Source organism: Aeromonas sp. Marseille-Q7275 (assembly GCF_965119515.1).
In genome coordinates, this window is the sequence record NZ_CBCPLW010000006.1 from 42,817 (window position 1) to 65,322 (window position 22,506).

Below are 22,506 nucleotides of genomic sequence, written 5' to 3' on the forward strand. Positions count from 1 at the left end.
TTGCTCTGGATACCATCGCCGCGTCGACAGCTCTGCCGGCCCTTGATGATGATCGGGTGCCGGTTCACTCCGGCCTTTGTCTCCCTCTTCTGGTATTACCCTAGACATGCACAATCAAGCTTCCTTACAAGGCGTGAAGCTGGCTATCGCATTGCGCCAATCCTGCATCGATGAACCCTATAGCGTGGCGCGCTTCGGCCGCGACCTCATCGCCGGCATCACGGTCGGCATCATCGCCATCCCGCTCGCCATGGCGCTGGCCATCGCCAGCGGGGTGCCGCCCCAGCACGGCCTCTACACCGCCATCATCGCCGGCATCGTCATCGCCGTGACGGGGGGCTCGCGCTTCTCGATTTCTGGCCCCACAGCCGCCTTCGTGGTGATCCTCTATCCGGTGGCCCAGCAATTCGGGGTGGGGGGCCTCTTGATGGCGACCCTCATCTCCGGCTTCTTCCTGATGGCCATGGGGATGGCGCGCCTCGGCCGCCTCATCGAATACATTCCGCCCTCGGTAACGCTTGGCTTCACCGGCGGTATCGCCATCGTGATCGCCACCTTGCAGATCAAGGACTTCTTCGGCCTGCACGTTCCCGAAATGCCGGAAACCTATGTCGGCAAGGTGCAGGCGCTGGCCCATGCCCTGCCCAGCTGGCAGTGGGGTGATACCCTGGTGGGGGTGGCCACCCTGGCGGTGCTGCTGCTCTGGCCCAGATTGCGGCTGCCGGTGCCGGGTCATCTGCCGGCCGTGCTGGTGGGTGTCGGTCTGGCTTTCGGTCTGCACCAGTTCGGGGTGGACGTGGCCACCATAGGCAGCAAGTTCAGCTATACCCTGGCCGATGGCACTCAGGGCATGGGGATACCTCCCATAGCCCCGACCCTGGTGATGCCCTGGGCCCTGCCCGGGCCGGATGGGGCGCCGGTGGAGTGGAACCTCGCCGCCATCGAGCGCTTGCTGCCCGCCGCCTTCTCCATGGCCATGCTGGGAGCCATCGAATCCCTGCTTTGCGCCGTGGTGCTGGATGGCATGACGGGGCGCAAGCACAGCTCCAACGGCGAGCTGGTGGGCCAGGGGCTTGGCAACATACTGGCCCCCTTCTTCGGCGGCATCACGGCGACGGCCGCCATCGCCCGCTCCGCCGCCAACGTGCGGGCCGGTGCCACCTCGCCCATCTCCGGCATAGTCCATGCGCTGGTGGTGCTGGCGGCCATTCTGGTGCTGGCCCCCTGGCTCTCCTGGCTGCCGCTCTCCGCCATGGCCGCCCTGCTGCTGCTGGTGGCCTGGAACATGAGCGAGGCCCACAAGGTGGTGGATCTGGTGCGCCGGGCGCCCCGCTCCGACGTGCTGGTGCTGCTGGTCTGCCTGTCGCTGACCGTCATCTTCGACATGGTCATCGCCATCACCTTCGGGGTGATCCTGGCGTCTCTGCTGTTCATGCGCGAGATTGCCAAGATGACCAAGCTGCACAATCTGGCGGAGCATGGGCGCTATGCCAGCGAGGTGCCGGCGCAAACCCTGCTCTACAAGATCAACGGTCCCCTGTTCTTTGCGGCGGCGGAGCGGGTCTTCGACGAGTTGCTGGCCCAGGTGGGGGAGCACAAGGCGCTGATCCTGCAGATGGAGGCCGTCTCCATCCTGGATGCCGGCGGGCTCTCTGCCTTCCAGCAATTTGCCCGGCGCATGGCCAAGTCGGGCGTCCAGCTGAAGGTGGCCGAGCTGCAGTTCCAGCCCCTCAAGACCCTGGCGCGGGCCAAGGTGCGTCCCGTCCCGGGTGAGCTGGAGTTCTACGGCTCGCTGGAGGAAGCCATCAGAGGGGAACATTTGCACGAAGCGGTTGAAAATTGACGTAAAGGGATAGGAAACGGCATCTTTTTGGTCAGTTGGTTCGCAAATTGAGCAAACGATGGCAAAAGATGAAAAATGAGATTGACCGGCTTGCTCCTATCCCTTACATTACGCCCCGTTCCAGCGCAGCAGCGCAACGAACCCGTGTTGGCTGAACACGTTAAACAGCAGACAGAACTTTGGTGCGGTGTCCTAGAGGCTGCCCACCGACGAAGTCGGCAAGATGCACGCGCAGCGTGCTCCGAAAGCCACTTCAAGAAGTAAAAATTTGGTGAGGTGTCCGAGTGGCTGAAGGAGCACGCCTGGAAAGTGTGTATACGGCAACGTATCGAGGGTTCGAATCCCTCCCTCACCGCCAAATTGAAAGCCCGACCTTTGGTCGGGCTTTTTGCATTTCGGGTTATCACATTCCCTGATGCCCAGCGAGGGACGGCTCGGTTCGAGCCCTGGTTCGACAAGGGGGCAGGATAGCTCGCCTGGACAGCCGCAGGCTGCCCGCAGGGCGAGCGCCAGGGATGGTGCGAGTCAATCCCGACCCACCGCCAAATTGAAAGCCCGACCTTATGGTCGGGCTTTTTTGTTGTTGGGGCCGTCATCTCCTCGGCTTCAGCGCAGTATGGCGGTGTCTCCTTGCCGGAGGCGGTAATTCGTCCAGCTCATGCCGCTTTTTTCTTCCCCACCCGCATCAGAAGATCACCCCCACCAGCCTGTCGAGCAGAGTCTCGAAGGAGAAGAGGGTGAGGAGCAGGGGCAGGAAGGGCACCACAGTCGCGAGCACCAGCTGCAGGAACATGTCCCGGCTAAATGGCATGGGCCTTATCTCCTTGATGACGGCATAGGCATTGCCGAAATCTGCGAGGGACTGGATATCCGAGGCGCCGAGCAGGGATTCCCCGTCTCTGTCCGCCGTGCGCAGCCAGCGGTGTTCGAAGCTGCGGCTGTATTCGGCGGCGAGGGCGCCGTATTCCCGCAACCCCAGACGCTTGGCCGCCAGAATATGGGGGGCAAAGACCGTCAGAGGCGCCAGCACCAGCAGCAGGCCGAAGCCGGCGAGCAGGATGATCTCCGGCTTGTAGGCGGTGAGCACGGCGGCGTCAAAGAAGATCCGGTTGGCGATAAAGCCGGCCAGCTGGGCCCCCAGAGCAGTCAGCAACGGCGAGTAGGCGTAGGCCGAACCCCCGAGAAAGCCGAGGCCGCAGTTGCGATCGGGATGGGTCGGCATGAGGGAGAGGGGGATCCGGGAGACTTGCCAGAGGAAGCGGGTCCAGATCAGTAGCCGGTAGAGCCAGCGCAGGAGCAGGAACTGGATGATGGGGTTGCTCACCCAGAAGAACCAGAAACCGGGCAGGGTCAGGGTCGGGTTACCCCCTTCCATGGTGGCGTACCAGGTCGAGGACTCCAGGATGAAGGTGTGGGTCCGGATGAAGTACCCCATCGAGAAGACAAACAGAATGAGGCCGACCTCCGCGGGGATCGAATTTCGCCAGACCATGGCGCTGCGAATGGCGTCATGAAAGCGTGGCAGAGAGAGCGGCGAGATCAGCCCCCGTTCGATGAACTGGCTGACGATCCCCCGGATGCGCTGGTGGACGACGAGTTCGGCGAACACCAGCAAGGAGACGCAGATGAGAAAGCGGACATGGGTCTCTATGTCCAGCAGAAAAGGCACCGCCACCCCTTGCAGCAGGCTGCCTTCCCACCCGCACAGCAGCAACAGGGGCAGCCAGCAGATCCCGCTCAGGATGAGGATCCGTCGTCTGATGTGCGCCTCTATGTCACCAAGATGCGCCCGACTCCAGAGCTGATAGAGGGGACCCCCCAGGATCAGGGAGAAGTTGCCCGGATCGGACAGGGGAGGGCTGAGGGGATCGGGCGGGGTGACAGGCCTGTGATGCGACATGATGGGACCACCTTGCTGTGCGACAAATGTGCCATCCGGCCGCCACTGGCTCCCCTTGCCACCAGGGTGGAGGGGGAGGGAGCTGCGGGCCGGGATCCGGGCTTGGTGTCATGAGTGCACCATGACGGATCCTCTGAACTCAGCCTCTGTATTGGCTGAAAACCCCATATGTAACAGGATTTGCAGAGGAAAAAGACTGCCGTGGCGGCGGGTTCCATCGCAATGCCTTTGAGCCAAGCCCCATGGCTATAGGTATAGCGTTTGCTCATGCTCATGGTGTGATAACCAGCCTATTTTGACATCCTTGTTTGTCTCTTTTTGAACTGGCGTTGCGGATGCATTCTCCCATTACGTTTGAAAAAAATAACGGATGGTTAAAAGACCCGGGAGGGATATGCCTGATCACTAAGTGAATGGACGCTCTCTGTCGTTCAACCTAGATAATATTCATTATCCAACTGACCATCTGAGCTTGTCAGCAGAGACATGTCGATTAATTACCCTGGTGTCTGGTGGTCTAGGATTATTTATTCAAGGGATGTAATAAGGCTAAATCATCGATTTTCAGCATCAAATAAAAATACTGTGACAACGCTTTAATTTTTCACCATGTATGGGTTAATAGGGGTGTAATTTAAATTGAGTTAATTCAAAAAGCACGAAAAATACTACTTTATGGGTATTTTTGGTTGTGGCTAACAGTCAATAAGTGCATGTTACATATAGCTTTTTATTTGGCAATGCTGGCGCTATGGGCAAGTAACGTGTTTCTGTTTGATAAAGATCAACATACAGAGCAGGGGGGAGGCATAGCATTCCCGCCATTAAGCATTTGTCAAACAATGCTCACTGACGGGAATAAAAAGAATGGTCGAGGATACTTTTTTATCGGCTCATGGAATTAATCGCCGTGACTTTATGAAATTGTGCGCCGGGATGGCCGCAACCCTGGGGTTAAGCCAGAATGCCGTGGCCAAGATGGCCACCGCACTCACCAGCCCCGAGCGGCCGCCGGTGATCTGGATTGGGGCGCAGGAGTGCACCGGCTGTACCGAATCGCTGCTGCGGGCCACTCACCCCACCATAGAAAACCTGATCCTCAATACCATTTCGCTGGAGTACCACGAGGTGCTCTCGGCGGCCTTTGGTCATCAGGCGGAAGAGAACAAGCACAACGCCATCAAGCGCTATAAAGGCAAGTATGTGCTGGTGGTGGATGGCTCCATTCCGCTCAAAGATGGTGGCGTCTACTGCATGGTGGCCGGTGAGCCCATCGTCGACCATATTCGCCGTGCCGCCAGTGACGCGGCCGCCGTCATCGCCATCGGCTCCTGCGCCGCCTGGGGCGGCGTGCCAGCCAGCGGCGGTAACCCCACCGGCGCCGTCAGCCTGGAAGAGGCGCTGGGCAATATCGGCACCCCCATCATCAATATCCCGGGTTGCCCGCCCAACCCCCACAACTTCCTCACCACGGTTGCCTACTACATCACCTACGGCAAGCTGCCGGCGCTGGATGCCAAGAAGCGTCCGCTGTTTGCCTATGAGCGTCTCATTCACGAGAACTGCGAGCGTCGTCCGCACTTCGACGCCGGCCGTTTTGCCAAGGATTTTGGCGATGAGGGTCACCGTCAGGGCTGGTGCCTCTACCATCTGGGCTGCAAGGGGCCGGAGACCTACGGCAACTGCTCGACCCTGGAGTTCTGCGATGTGGGCGGCGGCATCTGGCCGGTCGGCATCGGCCACCCCTGCTATGGCTGCAACGAGCAGGGGGTGGGTTTCAGCAAGGGGATCTTCCAGCTCGCCAAGGTGGAGAACCCGACCCCGCGGGTGGACAAGCCCGATGTGAAGATCCAGGAGGGGGGCTATACCTCGCCCACCGCGACCGGGCTTATCGGTGGCGCCCTCGGGGTGCTGGTGGGGGTGAGTCTGATGACGGTGCGTGAACTCGGTCGCCAGCAGAAGCGCCACGAAGCCGGGCAGCCCCAATCACGGGAGGAGTGACCGTGAACAGACGCAACTTCCTCAAATTCGCCTCAGTGGGTGCCATGGCGGCGGGGGCGGCCATGCCTGGCAGCGCCATGGCGGCGGCCAAGAACAAGCCCCCCATTCCCGGGTCGCTCGGCATGTTGTATGACTCCACCCTCTGCGTCGGCTGTCAGGCCTGTGTGGCGGAGTGTCAGCGCCTCAACGGCAATCCGGCCAATCCGGAGGGGGCGCAGACCTGGTCCACCAACGACAAGCTGACCCCCTATACCAACAACATCATTCAGGTGTGGAAGAGCGGCAGCGGCGAGCACAAGGATCAACTGGTGGATGGCTATGCCTACATCAAGAAGCAGTGCATGCACTGCGTCGATCCCAACTGCGTCTCGGTCTGTCCGGTGCAAGCGCTGACCAAAGATCCCAAGACCGGCATCGTTCACTACGATCCGGACGTCTGCACCGGCTGCCGTTACTGCATGGTGGGCTGCCCGTTCGATGTGCCCAAATATGACTACGACAACCCTTTGGGGGCCATCCACAAGTGCGAGCTCTGCAACCAGAAGGGGCTTGAGCGGATCGATCAGGGCAAATTGCCCGGCTGTGTCGAGGTGTGCCCGACTGGCGCCGTGATCTTCGGCACCCGCGAGGAGCTGATGGCCGAGGCCAAGCGCCGCCTGCTGGCGACCCCGGGCAGTGAGTACGCCTACCCGCGCCAGACCTTCAGCGCCAACGACCCTTACCTGCACGAGGTACCCAACTACCAGCCTTACGTCTATGGCGAGAAGGAGGGGGGCGGCACCCAGGTGCTGGTGCTGGCCGGGGTGCCCTATACCAATCTCGACATGCCCGACTTGCCGGAGCTCTCCTCCGGTGCCCGCTCCGAGCACATCCAGCACACCCTCTACAAGGGGATGGTGCTGCCCATGGTGGTGCTGACCGGCCTCTCCGTGCTTATTCGCCGCAATGCCAAGCGCCACGATCGGGGGGATGAGCACGACCAGGGCAAGCCGCAGGATCAGGGCAAACAGACGGGAGGCAAGGATCATGAGTGAACACAAGGCCCGTCCGCTGGGCGGCAAGCTGGTCAGTTGGCCCGTGCTGGTACTGGCCCCCTTCGCCGTGCTGTGCGGCATGCTGATCTTGAAGCGCCTCTTCTTCGGGCTGGGTTCGGTTACCGATCTCAACGGGGGTTATCCCTGGGGGTTGTGGATCTCGTTCGATCTCTTGATCGGTACCGGTTTCGCCTGTGGCGGCTGGGCGCTGGCCTGGGCTGTCTATGTGTTCAACCGGGGCGAGTACCACCCCCTGGTGCGACCGGCCCTGTTGGCGAGCCTGTTCGGCTACTCGCTGGGCGGTCTCTCCATCACCATAGACGTGGGGCGTTACTGGAACCTGCCGTACTTCTACCTGCCCGGTCACTTCAACACCTCCTCGGTGCTGTTCGAGACGGCGGTCTGCATGACCATCTATATCGGGGTTATGGCGCTGGAGTTCGCTCCCGTGCTGCTGGAGAAGTTCGGCTGGAAGGCGTCACTCATTCGCCTCAACAAGATCATGTTCTTCGTGCTGGCGCTAGGGGCACTGCTGCCCACCATGCACCAATCCTCCATGGGTTCGTTGATGATAGTGGCGGGGGAGAAGATCCATCCGCTCTGGCAAAGCTACGAGCTGCTGCCGGTCTTTTCGCTTCTGACCGCCTTCATCATGGGTTTTTCCATCGTGGTATTTGAGGGCTCTTTGGTGCAGGCGGGACTGGCGGGGCGGGGCCCCAACGAGAAGTCGCTCTTCTACAAATTGACCCAGGTGATCGACATCTTCCTGATCCTGTTTGTGGCGCTGCGCTTTGCCGAGATCGTCATCAACGACAAGTCGGAGTACCTCTCCGATCTCAACCGCTACGCCGTCATGTTCTGGAGCGAGATTGCGCTGATGATCTTCCCGCTGCTGGTGTTCCACTGGGACAAGAGCCGCCGGGATTCGCGCATGTTGTTCCTGGGGGCCCTCAGCATGCTGCTGGGCGCAGCCCTCTGGCGACTGGACTACTCCCTGCTCGCCTTCAACCCCGGCAATGGCTATCACTACTTCCCCTCCGCGGAGGAGGTGCTGATCTCCCTGGGCTTCGTCGCCATCGAGGTGTGTGCCTATTTGCTGTTGATCCGGCTGCTGCCGGTACTGCCATCACTTGAACGTGTTCACCAAGATTATCAGGCCCGAGGGAAAGCCAACGTATGAGCCAACGTATCACCATAGACCCCATCACCCGCATTGAGGGGCACCTGCGTATCGACTGCGAAATCGAAGGCGGCGTCGTCACCAAGGCCTGGTCGTCCGGCACCATGTGGCGCGGGATGGAGGAGATCGTCAAGGGCAACGACCCGCGCGATGCCTGGATGATAGTGCAGCGCATCTGCGGGGTATGTACCTCCATCCACGCCATCGCCTCGGTGCGGGCGGTGGAGAACGCCATCGGCGCCAAGGTGCCGGTCAATGCCCAGTTCATCCGCAACCTCATCATCGCGGCCCACAACATCCACGATCACATCGTCCACTTCTACCAGCTCTCGGCGCTGGACTGGGTAGACATCACGGCGGCCCTTGAGGCCAATCCGCAAAAAGCAGCGGATATCCTCAAGGGGGTATCGACCTGGTCCCTCAACAGTGCCGACGAGCTCGCCAAGGTGCAGGAGAAGATCCGCGCCCTGGTAGCCAGCGGCCAGCTCGGCATCTTTGCCAACGGTTACTGGGGTCACAAGGAGATGAAGCTGAGCCCGGAGGTGAACCTCATCGCCGTGGCGCACTACCTGCAGGCACTGGAGTGTCAGCGCGATGCCAACCGCATCGTCGCCATTCTGGGGGGCAAGAGCCCGCACATCCAGAATCTGGCGGTGGGCGGCGTGGCCAACCCCATCAACCTGGATGCGCCGAGCGTGCTCAACCTGGAGCGGCTGCTCTATGTGAAGAGCTTTATCGATCGGCTCGGCGAGTTTATCGAGCAGGTCTACAAGGTGGATGCCGCCATCATAGCCGCGCACTATCCCGAGTGGCTGACACTGGGGCAGGGGGCCAAGCACTATTTGAGCGTGCCGGAGCTCCCCACCGACGCCAACGGCGGCAGCTTCCTGATGCCGGGCGGCTATATCGAGAATGGCAACCTGGCCGACTATCGCCCCATCGAGAGCCATCAGGACGCCTGGCTGATGGATGGCATCGCCGAGAGCAACAAGCACGCCTGGTACAAGGATGACGAGCCCCTCAAGCCCTGGGAGGGCAAGACCGAGCCCGACTACACCGGCTGGCAGGATGACGGCAAATACTCCTGGGTCAAATCCCCCACTTTCTACGGCAAGGTGGTGGAGGTGGGGCCGCTTGCCGACTTGCTGGTCAAGCTGGCCGCCAAGCACCCGGAGACGGTGGCGCATTTCGATCAGCTGACCGGCATCTACAAGGCGCTGACCGGCTCGGCCATCAAGACCGAACAGCTGCACTCCACTATGGGCCGCATCATCGGCCGCGCGGTGCGTTGCTGCGTGCTGAAAGATACTCTGGCGCACCAGTGGAAGGCGCTGGTCGACAACATCGGCAAGGGGGATGTCAGCGCCTACATCAAGGCGGAAATCCCGGCGGACAAGGAGTTTCGCGGGGTGGGCTTTGAGGAGGCGCCGCGCGGCATGCTCTCCCACTGGATCGTCATCAAGGGCGGCAAGATCGCCAACTATCAGGCGGTGGTGCCGTCGACCTGGAACTCGGGCCCGCGCAACTTCAATGACGAGCCCGGCCCCTACGAGCAGGCGCTGGTGGGCACCCCGGTGGCGGATCCGGCCAAACCGCTGGAGGTGGTACGCACCATCCACTCGTTCGATCCCTGCATGTCCTGTGCGGTGCACGTGGTGGATACCCAGAATGGCGAAGTGACCCAGGTGAAGGTGCTGTGATGAACACCCTGATCCTGGGCGTGGGCAACCTGCTGTTGAGCGACGAGGCGGTGGGGGTGCGCATCGTCGAGAGGCTGGGGCGCGACTACCGTTTCGCCCCCGGCATAGAGCTGCTGGATGGCGGCACCGCCGGCATGGAGCTGCTGGAGGCAATGGCCAGTCGCGATCACCTCATTCTGGCGGACGCGGTGCGCAGCGGTAACCCGCCGGGCACAGTGGTGACCCTGAAGGATGAGGAGATCCCGACCCTATTCGGTCGCAAGATCTCCCCCCATCAGCTGGGGCTGGCGGACGTGCTCTCGGCGCTGCATATGACGGGGGAGTCGCCCAAGCGGCTCACCCTGATCGGGGTCGAGCCCGAGTCCCTCGAGCCCCGCATCGGCCTCACCCCGCTAGTGGCGGCGGCGATGGGGGAGGCGACGGATAGGATTTTGACCCTGCTGGCCAGTGTTGGCGCCCCCGCAATGCCGCTTTCCGAACAGGAAAAGGCAAAACAAGAGCAGGAGGGCCTATGGCGCAGTCCCATTTAAGCGAGCTTGATGCCGTGCAGGAGTTCTCGGGTTTTGCCAGCAATCCCGCGCCCCTGCTGGTTGCCCAGTACGAACGGATCGCTCGCGAAGAGATGCAGGCGTTGCCCTTCTATCACGCCACCATGCCCATAGTGGCCGAGTGCGTGCTGTTTGACGGTCAGTGGCTCGGCTGTGTGCTCACCCCCTGGATGCTGAGCGTGGTGGTGCTGCCGGGGCCGGATCAGCTGTGGCCGGTGCGCAGCAGCAGCGATCGGCTCGCCCTGCAGCTCCCCTGCGGCAACATGACCTTTATGGTGGGGGAATTGCCCGAGACGGGACAGCTGCTGGCCTGCTCCCTGATGTCGCCGCTCGATCCCCATCTCGGGGCCGAGCAGGGGCGCTCGCTGGTGAGCAGCACCCTCAAAATGCTGCACTCCTTGCCGCTGCAGCAAGGCGGTGACGTGGATCTGGGTCGGCGCCGGCTGTTTGGAGCCCGCCGCAGCCAGGGGCTAGGCGCCACCGAGTCCTAGGTTTCAGGGATCATCCGCCATAGTTCGGGGGCCCCTGTCGGCCCCCTCGTTCGATGAGTCGCCCGGCGCCCTGCGTCGGGTGGCTCAGATGGATAAGGAGTCTTATGACCATCCCCCGTCATGTCCATAGCCAGGTTCGCCCTTATGGCGCCCCTGAGGTTGCCACCCTCTTGCTGGCTCTGCTCTCGGGCATGTCTCATTCGGTGCAGGCTGCCCAACCTGTGCCTGCCGAACTCAAGCTCGCCATCGGCGCCGAACCCACCGAAGGGTTTGACCCCTTGCTGGGCTGGAGTCACGGCAGCTACCTGCTGCTGCACAGCCCGCTGCTCAAGCAGAACGCAGACCTCAGTTGGCAGGATCTGCTCACCCAATCGGTGACCCCGAGCAAGGATGGCAAGGGGTGGCTCATCCGCCTCAAGCCCGATCTGACATTCTCCAACGGTGCACCGCTCACCGCCGAGGATGTGGCCTTTACCTACAACAGCGCGGCCAGGGGCGGCGGCAAGATCGACATGGGCAACTTTGTCTCTGCCAAGGTGGTCTCGCCCACCGAGGTTGCCATCACCCTGAGTGCTCCCCAGAGCACCTTCGTCAACGTGCTGGGATCCTTGGGGATCGTGTCGAAGCGCGATTACGACGCAAAAGCGTATGCCCAAAAGCCGGTCGGTGCCGGCCCCTACCGGCTGGTGAGCTTCCTGCCCGGCCAGCAACTGGTGGTGGAGGCGAACCCCTATTACGCCGGTGGCAACAACGACTTCAAACGGCTGGTGTTTGTCTTTATCGATGAAAAGAGCGCCTATGCCGCTGCCCAGAGCAGCCAGCTCGATCTGGTGCGCATCCCCCCGTCGCTGGCCCCCACAGTGCCTGCCTCGCTCAAGCTCTGGGTGCGACCGAGCGTGGAGAACCGTGGCATCGTCTTCCCCATTCCGCCTGCGGGCGGCAAGGATGCCAAGGGTTATCCTATCGGCAACGACGTAACCTCGGATGTCGCGGTGCGCCGCGCCATCAACTACGCCATCGACCGCAAGCTGCTGGCCGATCAACTGCTGGAAGGTCACGCCATCCCCGCCTACAGCGCGGTAGAAGGCCTGCCTTGGCTGAACAAGGCCACCGCCTTCAAGGATGGTGATGCCGCCCATGCCAACGCCCTGCTCGACGAGGCGGGCTGGAAGAGGGGCAGTGACGGCATTCGCCACAAGGGCGACCTGCGCGCCGCCTTTACCCTCTGGTATACCAGCGGTGACAGCACCCGCCGGGATCTGGCGGAAGCGGTGCGGGCCATGCTCACACCCATCGGTCTCGACGTGAGCCTCAAGTCCGGCAGCTGGGAGCAGGTGGAGCGGGAGATGCACGCCAATCCGGTGTTGATGGGGTGGGGGAGTCTGGATCCCATGGAGCTCTATCACCACTACCAGAGCGGCTCCGGCGGCGTGGAGTTCTACAACCCTGGCTACTACAGCAACCCTGTGGTGGATGGCCACCTCAAGCAGGCGCTGGATGCCCCCGACTGGCAGGCGGCCGTGCCGTTCTGGCAGCAGGTGGAGTGGGATGGCAAGACAGGCGCCGGAATGCAGGGGGATGCCGCCTGGGCCTGGCTGCTCAATGTGCAGCACACCTATCTCGCCAACCGCTGCATCGACCTTGGCAAGGGGGCGCCGGAGATCCACGGTAGCTGGTCTTTGCTCAACAACCTGCAAGATTGGCGGTGGACGTGCCGTTAAGTTCGTCCACTATGATGACTGCAAGTCTGAAAACCCTGCTGCGTCTGGCAGGGCTCTTGTGTCTGGTCTCTGTCGCCACCTTTGTGCTGCTGAGCTACTCCCCCATCGATCCCATCAAGGCCTATATCGGCAACGATCTGCTGCATGTGCCGCCCGAGCAGTACGCCCGCATCGCCGCCCGCTGGGGGCTGGATCAGCCGCTCTGGCTGCGCTACTGGCACTGGTTTACCCAGGTACTGCAGGGGGATCTCGGCTACTCCATGCTCTACAACGCGCCTGTGGGTGAGGTAATAGGCCATCGCTTTGCTGCCTCCTTCCTGCTGCTGGCGGGCGCCTGGCTGTTGTCCGGCTTTTTCGGCATCCTGCTGGGGCTCTGTGCCGGTCGCTATCTCAACCGCTGGCCCGATCGCCTTATCTGCCGCTTTGCCTACCTGCTCGCTTCCTTGCCGACCTTCTGGGTTGGCCTCTTGCTGCTCGCCCTGTTTGCGGTGCATTGGCCGCTGTTGCCAGTCTGCTGCGCCTGGACGCCGGGCCTCTCTGCCGATGAGGCGGACTGGTTGATGCGGTTGCGGCATCTATTGCTGCCGGTGGCGACCTTGACCCTGCTGGGGCTTGGCAATATCGCGCTGCACACCCGGGGGCGGGTGGCCGAGGTGCTGGCGAGCGATTTTATTCGCTACGCCCGCGCCCAGGGGGATGGCGGCTGGCCCATGCTGCGTTTTCATGTGTTGCGCCACGCCCTGACTCCGGCGCTCTGCCTGCAGTTTGCCTCCCTTGGCGAGCTTATTGGCGGATCGCTCTTGGCGGAGAAAGTTTTCTCCTATCCGGGGCTCGGGCAGGCGACCGTGGATGCTGGGCTGAGAGGGGATATCCCCTTGCTGATGGGCATAGTGCTGTTCTGCACCCTGCTGGTCTTTATTGGCAATACGGTGGCCAGTCTGCTGCTGGCGCGCATCAATCGGGGCTGGGAGGGTGAACATGCTGTTTAATCCGTTTCCCTCCATACTGCGGCTGGTTTTTGCCCTGCTCGGATTGGCGCTGCTGGCTGCCTACGGCTGGAGCTTGTCGGCTCAGGATGTGCCGATGGATCTGCTGGCGCGCCAGCAACCTCCCTCGCTGGCCCACTGGTTCGGCACCGATCAGATGGGGCGGGATCTCTGGTTGCGGGCCTTTCAGGGTACCCTCACCAGTCTGGAGCTGGGGATCAGTACGGCCCTCTGCAGTGGTCTGCTGGCCATGGTGGCGGCAAGCGTGTCGCTCATTCACCCCAGATGTGATTACGGGGTGCGGCTGGTTATCGACGCCATGCTGGCGCTGCCCCATATGCTGCTGTTGATCCTGATCTGCTTCGTCGTGGGGGGCGGCATGCGCGGGGTGATCCTGGCGGTGGCGCTCACCCACTGGCCCAAGCTGGCGCTTATTCTCTGCGCCGAGGCGCGGCGCATCGCCAGCAGCGACTACGTGGTGCTGGCCCGCTGTCAGGGGATGGGAGCGCTGCGCCGCTGGCGTACCCACCTGCTGCTGGGGCTGTTGCCCCAGTGGTTTATCGGCACCCTGCTGATGTTCCCCCACGCGGTGCTGCACAGCGCGGCGCTGAGCTTTCTCGGCTTCGGTCTGGCGGCCCATGAGGCCTCCCTTGGCCTGCTGCTGGCCGATGCCTTGCGTTATCTGGCCGGTGGCGGCTGGTGGCTGGCCCTCTTCCCGGGGCTGATGTTGCTGCTGCTGGTACTGCTGTTTGATCAGGCTACCCGCGCCTTGCAACAGCTCTGGTTTGGGAGTGAACAATGCTGAGTTTTGACCATGTGACCATAGAAGCCGCCCACTACTCCTGGCTGGGGCGGCGGAGCTGGCAGCCTTTGCTGACCGATATCAGCCTGCAACTGGCGCCGGGGGAGATAGTGGCGCTGGTGGGGGGGAGCGGCGAGGGTAAGAGCCTGCTGCTGCAAAGCGCTCTGACCCTGCTGCCGGACAACCTGCGGATGCGCGGCAGCATCTCCCTCGATGGCACGCCCCTGTGCGATGCCAGCCGCGCCCGTCTGCGCGGCCACACCCTCTGCTATGTGCCGCAGGGGGTGAGCGCCCTCAATCCGCTGCTGACGGTGGAGCGCCAGCTGGGCCGTGCGGCACGCCTCTGCGGTCAGAATGGTTCTCGCGAGCGGCTCGGTGAGCAGCTGCTGCGCTACCAGTTGCCCGCTGCCACCCTGGACAGCTACCCGCGCCAGCTCTCCGGCGGCATGGCGAAGCGCATTCTGGCCTGCACCGCGGCCCTTGGCGGCGCCCGTTACATTCTGGCGGACGAGATCACCGCCTGGCTCGACGAGGGGCTGGCCTGTCTGCTGCTCAGCCAATTGCGCGAATGGGCCAATCAGGGCAGCGGTATCCTCTGGGTGACCCACGATCTGGCGCTGGCGGCCCGCTTTGCCGATCGCATAGTTGCGCTCCATCAGGGCCAAGTGAGCGATACCTTGAGCAGCCACCATCTGCGCCAGGGGCTGGGGAGCGAGATGCTCAGAGCCCACTGGCAGGCGCTGCCGGAGTTCAATGCGCTCTTCTTTGTGCCGGAGGTTTCCTGATGCTGGAAGTACGAAATCTCACCATCGCTCAGGGGGAACGCCCCCTCTGGCAGGGGTTATCGCTGACGGTGAAAGCGGGGGAGCGGCTCGGTATTTCTGCCCCCAGCGGTTATGGCAAGACCACCCTGGGACGGGTATTGGCGGGTTGGCAACCGGTTCGGGGAAGCGGGGAAATAGTGCTGGATGGGCAGCCGGTGCCTGCACAGGTAAAAGGTTATAACCCCATACAGCTGGTGCCCCAGCACCCGGAACTCACCTTCAATCCCTATCGCACCACCAGGCTGGCGCTGTGGGATGTATGGCGCCCCGATGACGCCATGCTGGCCCGCTTTATGGTCAAGCCTGCGTGGCTCGGCCGTAAACCCGGTCAGCTCTCAGGTGGCGAGCTGGCCCGAATCGCACTGCTGCGCGCCCTCGATCCCCGCACCCGACTGCTGATTGCCGACGAGGTGACCGCCCAGCTGGATCCGCAAATTCAGCGTCATATCTGGCGGGAGTTGATGATGGAGTGCGAGCAGCGGGGGCTCGCCATGCTTGTCTTCAGTCACCAGCAGGCATTATTGCGCCAGATCTGCCATCGGGTGCTGCGTTTTGGCGAGGTGCAGCCCGAATCTGGGGAGCTGACCGAAAGCGCGGCTTGATAGTTGGTTCCCCCTCATCCCCAGCCCTTCTCCCGCAAGGGGAGAAGGGGGCGGAAGGTGCCATTTCGCCAGGCTCGGGGTTTGGGAAACTGGGCGGGTTGTTATGCCCACAGACTTTCTGGGGGGGCGTACTTCGAGCATCTCGCGAGCATCCACAAACCGGCGCCCTCTCCCTGGGGAGAGGGCGAGGGGACGCGATGTGGGACGCTGGCCATTCTAGACAGATAGTACGGCCGACAAGGTCCACAGATAAAAAGAGAGGGAGGCATCAGCCTCCCTCTCTTTTTATCCTCCGTTGGCAACGGCGTTTAACCGATTCAGGTTCAGGCCGTGGCCAGCCAGTTGAGCCAGGCATCCATCCCTTCGCCCGTGGTGGCGCTGACCTGGATCACCTGGATATAGGGGTTGACCCGTTTGGCGTTCTCGATGCAGCGGGCGACATCGAAGCTGACATAGGGCAGCAGATCAATCTTGTTGATCACCATCAGCTGGGCGGCGGCAAACATGTCCGGATATTTCAGCGGCTTCTCTTCCCCCTCGGTGACGGAGAGGATCGCCACCTTGTACTTCTCGCCGAGATCGAAGCTGGCGGGGCAGACCAGATTGCCCACGTTCTCGATAAAGAGGATGCCCCCCTCATTGGCAGGCAGCTGGTGGCAGGCATCGTGGACCATTTTGGCGTCCAGATGGCAGCCCTTGCCGGTGTTGATCTGCACGGCAGGGACGCCAGTGGCACGGATGCGATCCGCATCGGCGCTGGTCTGCTGATCCCCTTCGATCACCACGCAGGGGCGTTTGTCGGCCAGCTGGCGCAGGGTTTCGCACAGCAGGGTGGTCTTGCCCGAGCCCGGGCTCGATACCAGATTCAGTACCAGCTGGCTGGCGGCCTCGAAGTGCTCGCGGTTGTGGGCGGCCAGCGCGTTGTTTTTGGCCAGCACGTCCATCTCGATGGCGATCAGCTGGCGCTGCCCCATGCCGGGCACCGACAATCCCGCTTCCCCCTTGCCATAGTGCAGATCACCCTGCTGATGGTCATGGCTGTGATCATGGGGATGCGCGTGGGAATGGCCGTGGTCATGAGAGTGGGCATGAACATGATGATGGCCGTGGGGGTGCTCATGGTTGTGCTCATGGGGCTGATCATGCCCCTCATGGCTCATGGGAGCCCGCACCCCGTGGTAGTGGTGATGGACATCCCCCTGATGGTGGTAGTGGTGGTGAATGATCAGAGTGCGCGGCGCGCTCTGCTCGTGGTCATGATGGTGATGTGCGTCATGAGCATGATGATGGTCGTGCTCATGACCATGTTCATGGTGATGTTCATGTTCATGTTCATGTTCATGAGCATGTTCGTGATGATGCTCATGATCGTGCTCATGGCCGGCGATCCGCGCCTGGCCGCATCCGCATACGCTACACATATCAACTTACCTCGATGTCGGTGATGCGCAGGCTGTCACCCTGCGCGACTCGTAATTTGTATCCGCCACACTCGGGGCAGGCCTGCCCGCGCTCGATGAGGGTGACCGTCTGGTTGCAGTCGTAACACCAGGCTTCTGCCGCCTGGTGCTGAAAGTGAAGTTGGGCCCCTTCGACGGCGGTACCCTTGGCGGCCGCCTCGAAGCAGAAGGCAATGGTGTCCGGGTCAACGCAGGAGAAGCTGCCGACCTCTAGCCAGAGGGCGGTCACCTTGTTAAAGCCCCGCTGGATGGCCTGCTCGGCCGCCAGATCGATGGCGGCCATGGCCAGAGACATTTCGTGCATGGTGGCTCCTTAACCGATATGGGGAGGAGCAGTGACTCCTCCCCCTAATTGGGAAAACGGCATATGGGTGAACGGCATGGCTGTTCAACAGATCCGCGGCAGCAGTTCCCCTTGCGGCAGCTCCAGATAACGGCGGCTGCCCCAGGGGTTATTGAGGATCACCTTGTGGCGATCGCTTGCCTGCACCACGCCGATCTGGCTGGCGGCGGGGTTGAATTGCCGCAAGATGCCCAGCGCGTCCTGCGCCTGTTCGGCAGGCAGGGCCAGTACCATGGTCCCCTCGTTGGCGAGATCATGGGGCTCGAAACCGTAGAGTTCGCACAGGCCGCGTACCGGATCGCACACCGGAATGGCGGACTCCTCCAACTCGATGGCAACACCGGAGGCGCTGCTCCATTCGTTGAGCACGGCCGCAAGGCCACCGCGGGTGGCATCGCGCAGGGCGTGAGGGGTAAGTCCCGCCTGCAGCAGCGCCTCTACCTGCGGCCAGAGGGTGGTGCAGTCGCTTTTCAGATCAGACCCCAGTTGCAGGGCGTCACGGGCCATCAGGATGCAGGCGCCGTGGCTGCCGATATCCCGCGACACCAGAATGGCGTCACCGGCCTTGAGGTTTCGCACCGAGATGCCCCGGCTCTGTTCGGGCAGCGGGAAGGTGCCGACCCCGCTGGTGTTGATAAAGATCTTGTCGGCCGCCCCCTTGGGCACCACCTTGGTGTCGCCGCAGACGATGCGGGCACCGCTCTTGGCAAGCTCAGCTGCCATCGACTCGACGATGCGGGCGAGATCGGCGTAGGGGAACCCCTCCTCGATGATAAAGCTGGCGCTCAGATACTCGGGTTTGGCCCCCATCATGGCGAGATCGTTGACCGTGCCGGCGATGGCCAGCTTGCCGATATCCCCCCCCTCGAAGAAGAGCGGCGAGACGGTGAAGCTGTCGGTGGTGAAGGCGACGGGGCCCTCTACCTGCAGCAGGGCGGCGTCTTCACCGCGCAGCAGGATCTCGTTGCCGAAATGGTGGAAGAAGAGCTGGTTGATCAGCTGGTTCATCTCGACGCCACCGCCCCCATGGCTTAACTGAATTTCTCTCATCGGGTCTGGTTCTCCACAAGATTGCCGAAACAGGCTGGTTCATCTCTCCTCATCACCCGACCACCATGGCTTAACTGAATTTCTCTCATCGCTGCTGGATCCCCATATAGCGGTAGTAGGCATTGCAGGCCCCCTCGGAGCTGACCATGCAGCTGCCCATGGGCTGGGTCGGGGTGCAGCCCCGGCCAAAGACCTTGCACTGGTTCGGCTTGGCCAGCCCGCGCAGAATGTCGGCGCACTGGCATGCCTTGTGGTCATCGATGGGGGTCTCACTGAGTTGAAAGTGGCGCTCCGCATCGCGCCTGGCGAAGGCATCCCGCAGGCGCAGGGCGGAGGCATTGATGTCCCCGAGACCTCGCCAGCGAAAGTGCTCGCGGGTCTCAAAATATTGGTCGACCAGCCGCTGGGCGGCCCGGTTGCCGCTGGCGGTGACGGCGCGGCTGTACTGCACCTCCAGCGCGTAGCGCCCCTCCACCTTCTGGCGCACCATCATCAGCAGGGCTTCCATCACGTCCACCGGCTCGAAGCCGCTCACCACCACAGGCACCTGATAGCGATCGACGATGGGCAGGTAGATATCGGCACCTGTGATGACGCTGACGTGGGAGGGGCCGATAAAGGCGTTGACCTTGGCCACCCCGTCGGCCATCACCGCATGAATGGCGGGGGGCACCAGCACATGGTTGATATGAAACAGCAGGTTCTCCACCCCCGCAGCGTCGGCTGCTGCCAGCAGCGCGGCTGTCATGGGGGTGGAGGTCTCGAAACCGATGGCGAAGAAGACCACGGTTTTGTCCGGGTTCTCACGGGCGATGCGCAGGGCGTCGAGGGGGTCATAGACTGGGCGGATATCGCTCCCCTTGGCGCGCTGCTGGGCCAGCGTGCCCCTGGAGCCCGGCACCCGGATCATGTCCCCCAGGGTGACCAGAATGACGCTGGGCTGACTCGCCAGCTCTATGGCCTGATCGATGCGCTCTTTGGGCATGATGCAGACCGGGCAGCCGGGGCCGTGAACGAACTCTATGCTGGCCGGCAGCAACTGGTGCAGGCCGTACTTCATGATGGTGTGGGTATGGCCGCCGCACACCTCCATCACCCGCAGTGGCTCGGGCAGATCTTTGGCGAGTTCGGTAATTTGGGCTGCGAGGGCGCGGATCACCTCGGGCTGGCGAAAGCCCTGGAACAGGTCATTCAAGGTCAGCATGGCAAGATATCCTGTTTGGGCATCAGGGCCACCATCTGGCGGAAGCTCTCGAGGCTGGCCTGCGCCTCCTCTTCGTCAATCTTGCTCATCACAAAGCCGATGTGGAGCAGCACATAGTCGCCCACCTGGAGGGGCTCTTCGAGCAGCATGCAGCTGACGCGCCGCTGCACTCCCAGGGTGTCGACGGTGACGCAGTTATCTTCGGGGTGCAGCTGCACCACCTGAGAGGGGATGGATAGACACATGAATTTCAGGACTCCGACAAGGTGGCACAACCGGTTGTGACAGGCTGGTGCGTGGCAATATGGTGGATGGCAAACCAGAGCTGACCGGCGGCGATGCCACCGTCATTGAGCGGCAGGGTTTCGCTGGTCAATACCTGCCGACCGGCGGCTTCGAGACCGGGAACCAGCTGGTCCATCAGCACCCGGTTTTGAAAGACGCCGCCCCCGAGCGCCACCGGATAACCGGGGAAGCGCTCGGCCAGGGCAACGACCAGATCGCTGATGGCGCGGATAAAACCGGCGGCCAGGCGGGCGGTGGAGGTGCCTTTTCTCTGCTCGCTGATAAGGGTATGGATCAGCTCGGCCCACTCGATCTGCAGCGGCCCCTCCGCTGGTTGGCTGAGGCCAAAGGCGAGGGGGAAGGGCTGTTCATCTGGGAGAAGCTGCAAGGCGGCCGCCTCCAGCAAGAGCCCCGCTTCACCCTCGTAATCCGGGGTATCGATCACCCCCAAGAGCGCCGCCACGGCATCGAACAGCCGACCGAGGGAGCTGGTGTAAGGAGCGTTGCGGCCAAGATGCCAGAGCTGGTGCAGGTTGCTGATCCGCTCAAGGGGCAACTTGTTGATCAACGGAATATCGAGGGCGCCGATCTCTTCCACGCCATAGGATTCGAACAGTAGCCCCAGCAGTTGGCGCACCGGCTCGCGAATGGCCGCTTCGCCGCCAATAAGCTTGAAGGGGTTGAGGTGGGCAACGCGCTCGAAGCCCTTCACGTCGGCCAGCAGCAGCTCGCCGCCCCAGAGGGTGCCGTCATCCCCAAGGCCGGTGCCGTCGAAGGCCACCCCCAGCACAGGGCCCTTGATGCCGTGCTCTGCCATCACCCCCAGCAGGTGGGCGTGATGGTGCTGCACCTCGAGATGGGTTGCACCATGATCGCGGCAATAGCTTTTGGCCCACTGATGGCTGAGGTAGCCGGGGTGGCGATCCGAAACCAGAAGTTCGGGTTTGAGATCGTAGAGGTCGCGAAAGGTCGCCAGGGTCTGCTCGAAGTGGCCCTGCATCGGCAGGCTGTGCAGATCGCCGATATAGGGGCTGTAGATGCGCTGGCGGCCGAAGGCCAGCGCCAGCTGGTTCTTCTGCTGCGCCCCGACTGCCAGCAGCGGCGCCCTGACCGCCTCTGGCAGGCTGGGGGTGCAGGGGGCATAACCCCGGGCGAGGCGCAACGTCTGGCGCCGCCCGCCAGCCCACTGCACCAGACTGTCGTCGCAGGGGTGCAGTATGGGGCGGTTGTGATCCAGGATGCCGTCAATCTCGCTGCCGAGTTCCCTGACCACAGCATCGCACTCGATAAGGATTGGGCTGCCGCGACCATTGGCGCTGGTCGCCACCAGCGGCATGGCGCAGGCATCCAGCAGCAGCTGATGGAGCGGGGTATAGGGGAGCATGACGCCGAGGTAGGGGATGCCGGGGGCTATCCCCTCCGCCAGCGGCGCCGCTGGCTGCCGGGTTTCTGAGAGCCGATCATCCTTGGTGCGCTTGCGCAGCAGGGTGATGGGCCTGGCTTGAGAGGCGAGCAGGCTCCACTCTGCCTCGCAGCCGGTGACATGCAATTGGGCCTCTTCAAGGGAGCCCACCATCACCGCCAGCGGCTTGCGTGCGCGCCGCTTGAGCTGGCGAAGCCGTGCCACGGCAGACTCGCTTCGCGCATCACATATCAGGTGATAGCCCCCCATCCCCTTGACCGCGATAAGCTTGCCCGCTTGCAGGGCGCGGGCGGCGGCGTGCAGGGCATGATCGCGCTCGGCCAGTACATCACCACTACCTGTGCGCCAGGTGAGGTGGGGTCCGCACTCGGGGCAACTCACCGGCTGGGCGTGGTAGCGTCTGTCCAGCGGGTTTTCATAGGCCGCCGCGCAGCGCCGGCACATGGCAAAGCCCGCCATGGCGGTGTGGGGTCTGTCGTAGGGGAGGCGGCGGATGAGGGTGTAGCGCGGGCCGCAGTGGGTGCAGTTGGTAAAGGGGTAGTGGTGGTGGCGATCCGCAGGGTTGGCCACATCGTTGGCGCACGCCTCGCACATTCCCTGATCCGGCGAGATGGCAACCGTGGCGGCGCTTTGCTGCTGGCTGGCTTTAATTCGAAATTGGCCATCGAAGTCGGGAGCATGAGCAAGGGGCAGTTCCCGCTCGCTGAAATGATCGATGCGGCTAAGTGGCGGCGCCAGTTCTCGCAGTTCGCGGGCAAAGCTGGCGAGCTGCTCAGGCGATCCTTCGGCGCCGATGGTGACGCCGTTGGCATCGTTCAACACATAACCGGCAAGGCCGTGGCGCAGCGCCAGCCCATAGACGAAGGGGCGAAAGCCCACCCCCTGCACTATGCCGTCCAGATGAAATTCGCGGCGCAGCCGGGAACGTATCGGGGTCCTGGCCGTCATGGCGCCATCCTGAAGGAGGTCAGGCTGGGCCAGATGGCGATCATCTTGAGGGGTGTCATGTGATATCGAACTCCCATCTGCAGGCCTGCCACCACGGCGCCGGACATTGGGTACAACGGACAGGGGCAGGACAGGAATGCAATGCGCAGGGTTGCAACGGG

The 22,506-nt window shown here is 62.6% G+C and carries 20 protein-coding genes and 1 tRNA gene; 14 read left to right on the forward strand and 7 right to left on the reverse strand.

Features of this window, described 5'->3' with window-relative positions:
- Positions 1 to 106: 106 nt before the first annotated feature.
- A complete protein-coding gene (gene dauA / locus ACWPWQ_RS07535; protein WP_454009449.1) occupies positions 107 to 1,843 on the forward strand; it encodes a C4-dicarboxylic acid transporter DauA in 1,737 nt (578 codons plus the stop codon).
- Between the two features lie 270 nt (positions 1,844 to 2,113).
- Positions 2,114 to 2,201 (forward strand) — tRNA-Ser (locus ACWPWQ_RS07540).
- Between the two features lie 327 nt (positions 2,202 to 2,528).
- On the opposite strand, the gene ACWPWQ_RS07545 is transcribed toward ACWPWQ_RS07540, so the two are convergent.
- Complete coding sequence (locus ACWPWQ_RS07545) at positions 2,529 to 3,743, reverse strand: hypothetical protein (protein WP_454009450.1); 1,215 nt, start codon at positions 3,741 to 3,743, stop codon at positions 2,529 to 2,531.
- An 867-nt stretch (positions 3,744 to 4,610) separates the two neighbouring features.
- Here ACWPWQ_RS07545 and hybO point away from each other — a divergent pair.
- The 11 genes from hybO (at position 4,611) to ACWPWQ_RS07600 (ending at position 15,632) form a co-directional block, all read left to right on the forward strand.
- Positions 4,611 to 5,744 (forward strand): hydrogenase 2 small subunit, encoded by a 1,134-nt coding sequence (hybO, locus tag ACWPWQ_RS07550; RefSeq protein ID WP_454009451.1) that lies wholly within the window; start codon positions 4,611 to 4,613, stop codon positions 5,742 to 5,744.
- A gap of 2 nt (positions 5,745 to 5,746) precedes the next feature.
- Positions 5,747 to 6,778: a hydrogenase 2 operon protein HybA gene (gene hybA / locus ACWPWQ_RS07555; RefSeq protein WP_454009452.1), complete on the forward strand. Its 1,032-nt coding sequence runs from the start codon at positions 5,747 to 5,749 to the stop codon at positions 6,776 to 6,778.
- Positions 6,771 to 7,958, forward strand: a complete 1,188-nt coding sequence (gene hybB / locus ACWPWQ_RS07560) for a Ni/Fe-hydrogenase cytochrome b subunit (RefSeq protein ID WP_454009453.1) — start codon at positions 6,771 to 6,773, stop codon at positions 7,956 to 7,958. The genes hybA and hybB overlap by 8 nt, the downstream gene beginning before the upstream one ends.
- Positions 7,955 to 9,658: a hydrogenase 2 large subunit gene (hybC, locus tag ACWPWQ_RS07565; RefSeq protein WP_454009454.1), complete on the forward strand. Its 1,704-nt coding sequence runs from the start codon at positions 7,955 to 7,957 to the stop codon at positions 9,656 to 9,658. Before hybB ends, hybC begins: the two co-directional genes overlap by 4 nt.
- The gene (locus ACWPWQ_RS07570) at positions 9,658 to 10,188 is read left to right on the forward strand and encodes a HyaD/HybD family hydrogenase maturation endopeptidase (RefSeq protein WP_454009455.1); all 531 of its coding nucleotides are present in this window, start codon (positions 9,658 to 9,660) and stop codon (positions 10,186 to 10,188) included. Before hybC ends, ACWPWQ_RS07570 begins: the two co-directional genes overlap by 1 nt.
- Complete coding sequence (hybE, locus tag ACWPWQ_RS07575; RefSeq protein ID WP_454009456.1) at positions 10,170 to 10,697, forward strand: hydrogenase-2 assembly chaperone; 528 nt, start codon at positions 10,170 to 10,172, stop codon at positions 10,695 to 10,697. Before ACWPWQ_RS07570 ends, hybE begins: the two co-directional genes overlap by 19 nt.
- Before the next feature lie 104 nt (positions 10,698 to 10,801).
- Entirely contained in the window at positions 10,802 to 12,418 is a 1,617-nt protein-coding gene (locus ACWPWQ_RS07580) for an ABC transporter substrate-binding protein (protein WP_454009457.1), read from the forward strand.
- Positions 12,403 to 13,407, forward strand: a complete 1,005-nt coding sequence (locus ACWPWQ_RS07585; RefSeq protein ID WP_454009458.1) for an ABC transporter permease — start codon at positions 12,403 to 12,405, stop codon at positions 13,405 to 13,407. Before ACWPWQ_RS07580 ends, ACWPWQ_RS07585 begins: the two co-directional genes overlap by 16 nt.
- The gene (locus ACWPWQ_RS07590) at positions 13,397 to 14,209 is read left to right on the forward strand and encodes an ABC transporter permease (RefSeq protein WP_454009459.1); all 813 of its coding nucleotides are present in this window, start codon (positions 13,397 to 13,399) and stop codon (positions 14,207 to 14,209) included. Before ACWPWQ_RS07585 ends, ACWPWQ_RS07590 begins: the two co-directional genes overlap by 11 nt.
- A complete protein-coding gene (locus ACWPWQ_RS07595; RefSeq protein ID WP_454009460.1) occupies positions 14,203 to 14,991 on the forward strand; it encodes an ATP-binding cassette domain-containing protein in 789 nt (262 codons plus the stop codon). Before ACWPWQ_RS07590 ends, ACWPWQ_RS07595 begins: the two co-directional genes overlap by 7 nt.
- The gene (locus ACWPWQ_RS07600) at positions 14,991 to 15,632 is read left to right on the forward strand and encodes an ATP-binding cassette domain-containing protein (RefSeq protein WP_454009461.1); all 642 of its coding nucleotides are present in this window, start codon (positions 14,991 to 14,993) and stop codon (positions 15,630 to 15,632) included. Before ACWPWQ_RS07595 ends, ACWPWQ_RS07600 begins: the two co-directional genes overlap by 1 nt.
- A 323-nt stretch (positions 15,633 to 15,955) precedes the next feature.
- On the opposite strand, the gene hypB is transcribed toward ACWPWQ_RS07600, so the two are convergent.
- On the reverse strand, positions 15,956 to 16,792 hold the full coding sequence (gene hypB, locus ACWPWQ_RS07605) for a hydrogenase nickel incorporation protein HypB (RefSeq protein ID WP_454009462.1): 837 nt from the start codon (positions 16,790 to 16,792) through the stop codon (positions 15,956 to 15,958).
- On the opposite strand from hypB, the gene ACWPWQ_RS07610 reads away from it, so the two are divergent.
- Positions 16,679 to 17,077: a hypothetical protein gene (locus tag ACWPWQ_RS07610; protein WP_454009463.1), complete on the forward strand. Its 399-nt coding sequence runs from the start codon at positions 16,679 to 16,681 to the stop codon at positions 17,075 to 17,077. The two genes, hypB and ACWPWQ_RS07610, sit on opposite strands and share 114 nt — an antisense overlap.
- On the opposite strand, the gene hypA is transcribed toward ACWPWQ_RS07610, so the two are convergent.
- The 5 genes from hypA to hypF form a co-directional block, all read right to left on the reverse strand.
- A complete protein-coding gene (gene hypA, locus ACWPWQ_RS07615; RefSeq protein ID WP_454009464.1) occupies positions 17,055 to 17,396 on the reverse strand; it encodes a hydrogenase maturation nickel metallochaperone HypA in 342 nt (113 codons plus the stop codon). The genes ACWPWQ_RS07610 and hypA overlap by 23 nt on opposite strands.
- An 84-nt stretch (positions 17,397 to 17,480) precedes the next feature.
- A complete protein-coding gene (gene hypE / locus ACWPWQ_RS07620) occupies positions 17,481 to 18,485 on the reverse strand; it encodes a hydrogenase expression/formation protein HypE (protein WP_454009465.1) in 1,005 nt (334 codons plus the stop codon).
- Positions 18,486 to 18,570: 85 nt separating this feature from the next.
- On the reverse strand, positions 18,571 to 19,689 hold the full coding sequence (gene hypD, locus ACWPWQ_RS07625) for a hydrogenase formation protein HypD (RefSeq protein ID WP_454009466.1): 1,119 nt from the start codon (positions 19,687 to 19,689) through the stop codon (positions 18,571 to 18,573).
- A complete protein-coding gene (locus tag ACWPWQ_RS07630) occupies positions 19,683 to 19,934 on the reverse strand; it encodes a HypC/HybG/HupF family hydrogenase formation chaperone (protein ID WP_040065728.1) in 252 nt (83 codons plus the stop codon). Before ACWPWQ_RS07630 ends, hypD begins: the two co-directional genes overlap by 7 nt.
- 5 nt (positions 19,935 to 19,939) lie before the next feature.
- A complete protein-coding gene (gene hypF, locus ACWPWQ_RS07635) occupies positions 19,940 to 22,345 on the reverse strand; it encodes a carbamoyltransferase HypF (RefSeq protein WP_454009467.1) in 2,406 nt (801 codons plus the stop codon).
- Between the last annotated feature and the right edge of the window lie 161 nt (positions 22,346 to 22,506).

Coding starts and splice junctions, on each gene's coding strand:
- hypF (WP_454009467.1), bottom strand. CDS start 22,345: ATGACGGCCAGGACCCCGATACGTTCCCGGCTGCGCCGCGAATTTCAT.
- hybB (WP_454009453.1), top strand. CDS start 6,771: ATGAGTGAACACAAGGCCCGTCCGCTGGGCGGCAAGCTGGTCAGTTGG.
- ACWPWQ_RS07600 (WP_454009461.1), top strand. CDS start 14,991: ATGCTGGAAGTACGAAATCTCACCATCGCTCAGGGGGAACGCCCCCTC.
- ACWPWQ_RS07590 (WP_454009459.1), top strand. CDS start 13,397: ATGCTGTTTAATCCGTTTCCCTCCATACTGCGGCTGGTTTTTGCCCTG.
- ACWPWQ_RS07570 (WP_454009455.1), top strand. CDS start 9,658: ATGAACACCCTGATCCTGGGCGTGGGCAACCTGCTGTTGAGCGACGAG.
- ACWPWQ_RS07580 (WP_454009457.1), top strand. CDS start 10,802: ATGACCATCCCCCGTCATGTCCATAGCCAGGTTCGCCCTTATGGCGCC.
- hypA (WP_454009464.1), bottom strand. CDS start 17,396: ATGCACGAAATGTCTCTGGCCATGGCCGCCATCGATCTGGCGGCCGAG.
- hypD (WP_454009466.1), bottom strand. CDS start 19,689: ATGCTGACCTTGAATGACCTGTTCCAGGGCTTTCGCCAGCCCGAGGTG.
- ACWPWQ_RS07630 (WP_040065728.1), bottom strand. CDS start 19,934: ATGTGTCTATCCATCCCCTCTCAGGTGGTGCAGCTGCACCCCGAAGAT.
- hypB (WP_454009462.1), bottom strand. CDS start 16,792: ATGAGCCATGAGGGGCATGATCAGCCCCATGAGCACAACCATGAGCAC.
- hybO (WP_454009451.1), top strand. CDS start 4,611: ATGGTCGAGGATACTTTTTTATCGGCTCATGGAATTAATCGCCGTGAC.
- ACWPWQ_RS07595 (WP_454009460.1), top strand. CDS start 14,203: ATGCTGAGTTTTGACCATGTGACCATAGAAGCCGCCCACTACTCCTGG.
- hybC (WP_454009454.1), top strand. CDS start 7,955: ATGAGCCAACGTATCACCATAGACCCCATCACCCGCATTGAGGGGCAC.
- ACWPWQ_RS07610 (WP_454009463.1), top strand. CDS start 16,679: ATGGGGATGCGCGTGGGAATGGCCGTGGTCATGAGAGTGGGCATGAAC.
- hypE (WP_454009465.1), bottom strand. CDS start 18,485: ATGAGAGAAATTCAGTTAAGCCATGGGGGCGGTGGCGTCGAGATGAAC.
- ACWPWQ_RS07545 (WP_454009450.1), bottom strand. CDS start 3,743: ATGTCGCATCACAGGCCTGTCACCCCGCCCGATCCCCTCAGCCCTCCC.
- hybE (WP_454009456.1), top strand. CDS start 10,170: ATGGCGCAGTCCCATTTAAGCGAGCTTGATGCCGTGCAGGAGTTCTCG.
- dauA (WP_454009449.1), top strand. CDS start 107: ATGCACAATCAAGCTTCCTTACAAGGCGTGAAGCTGGCTATCGCATTG.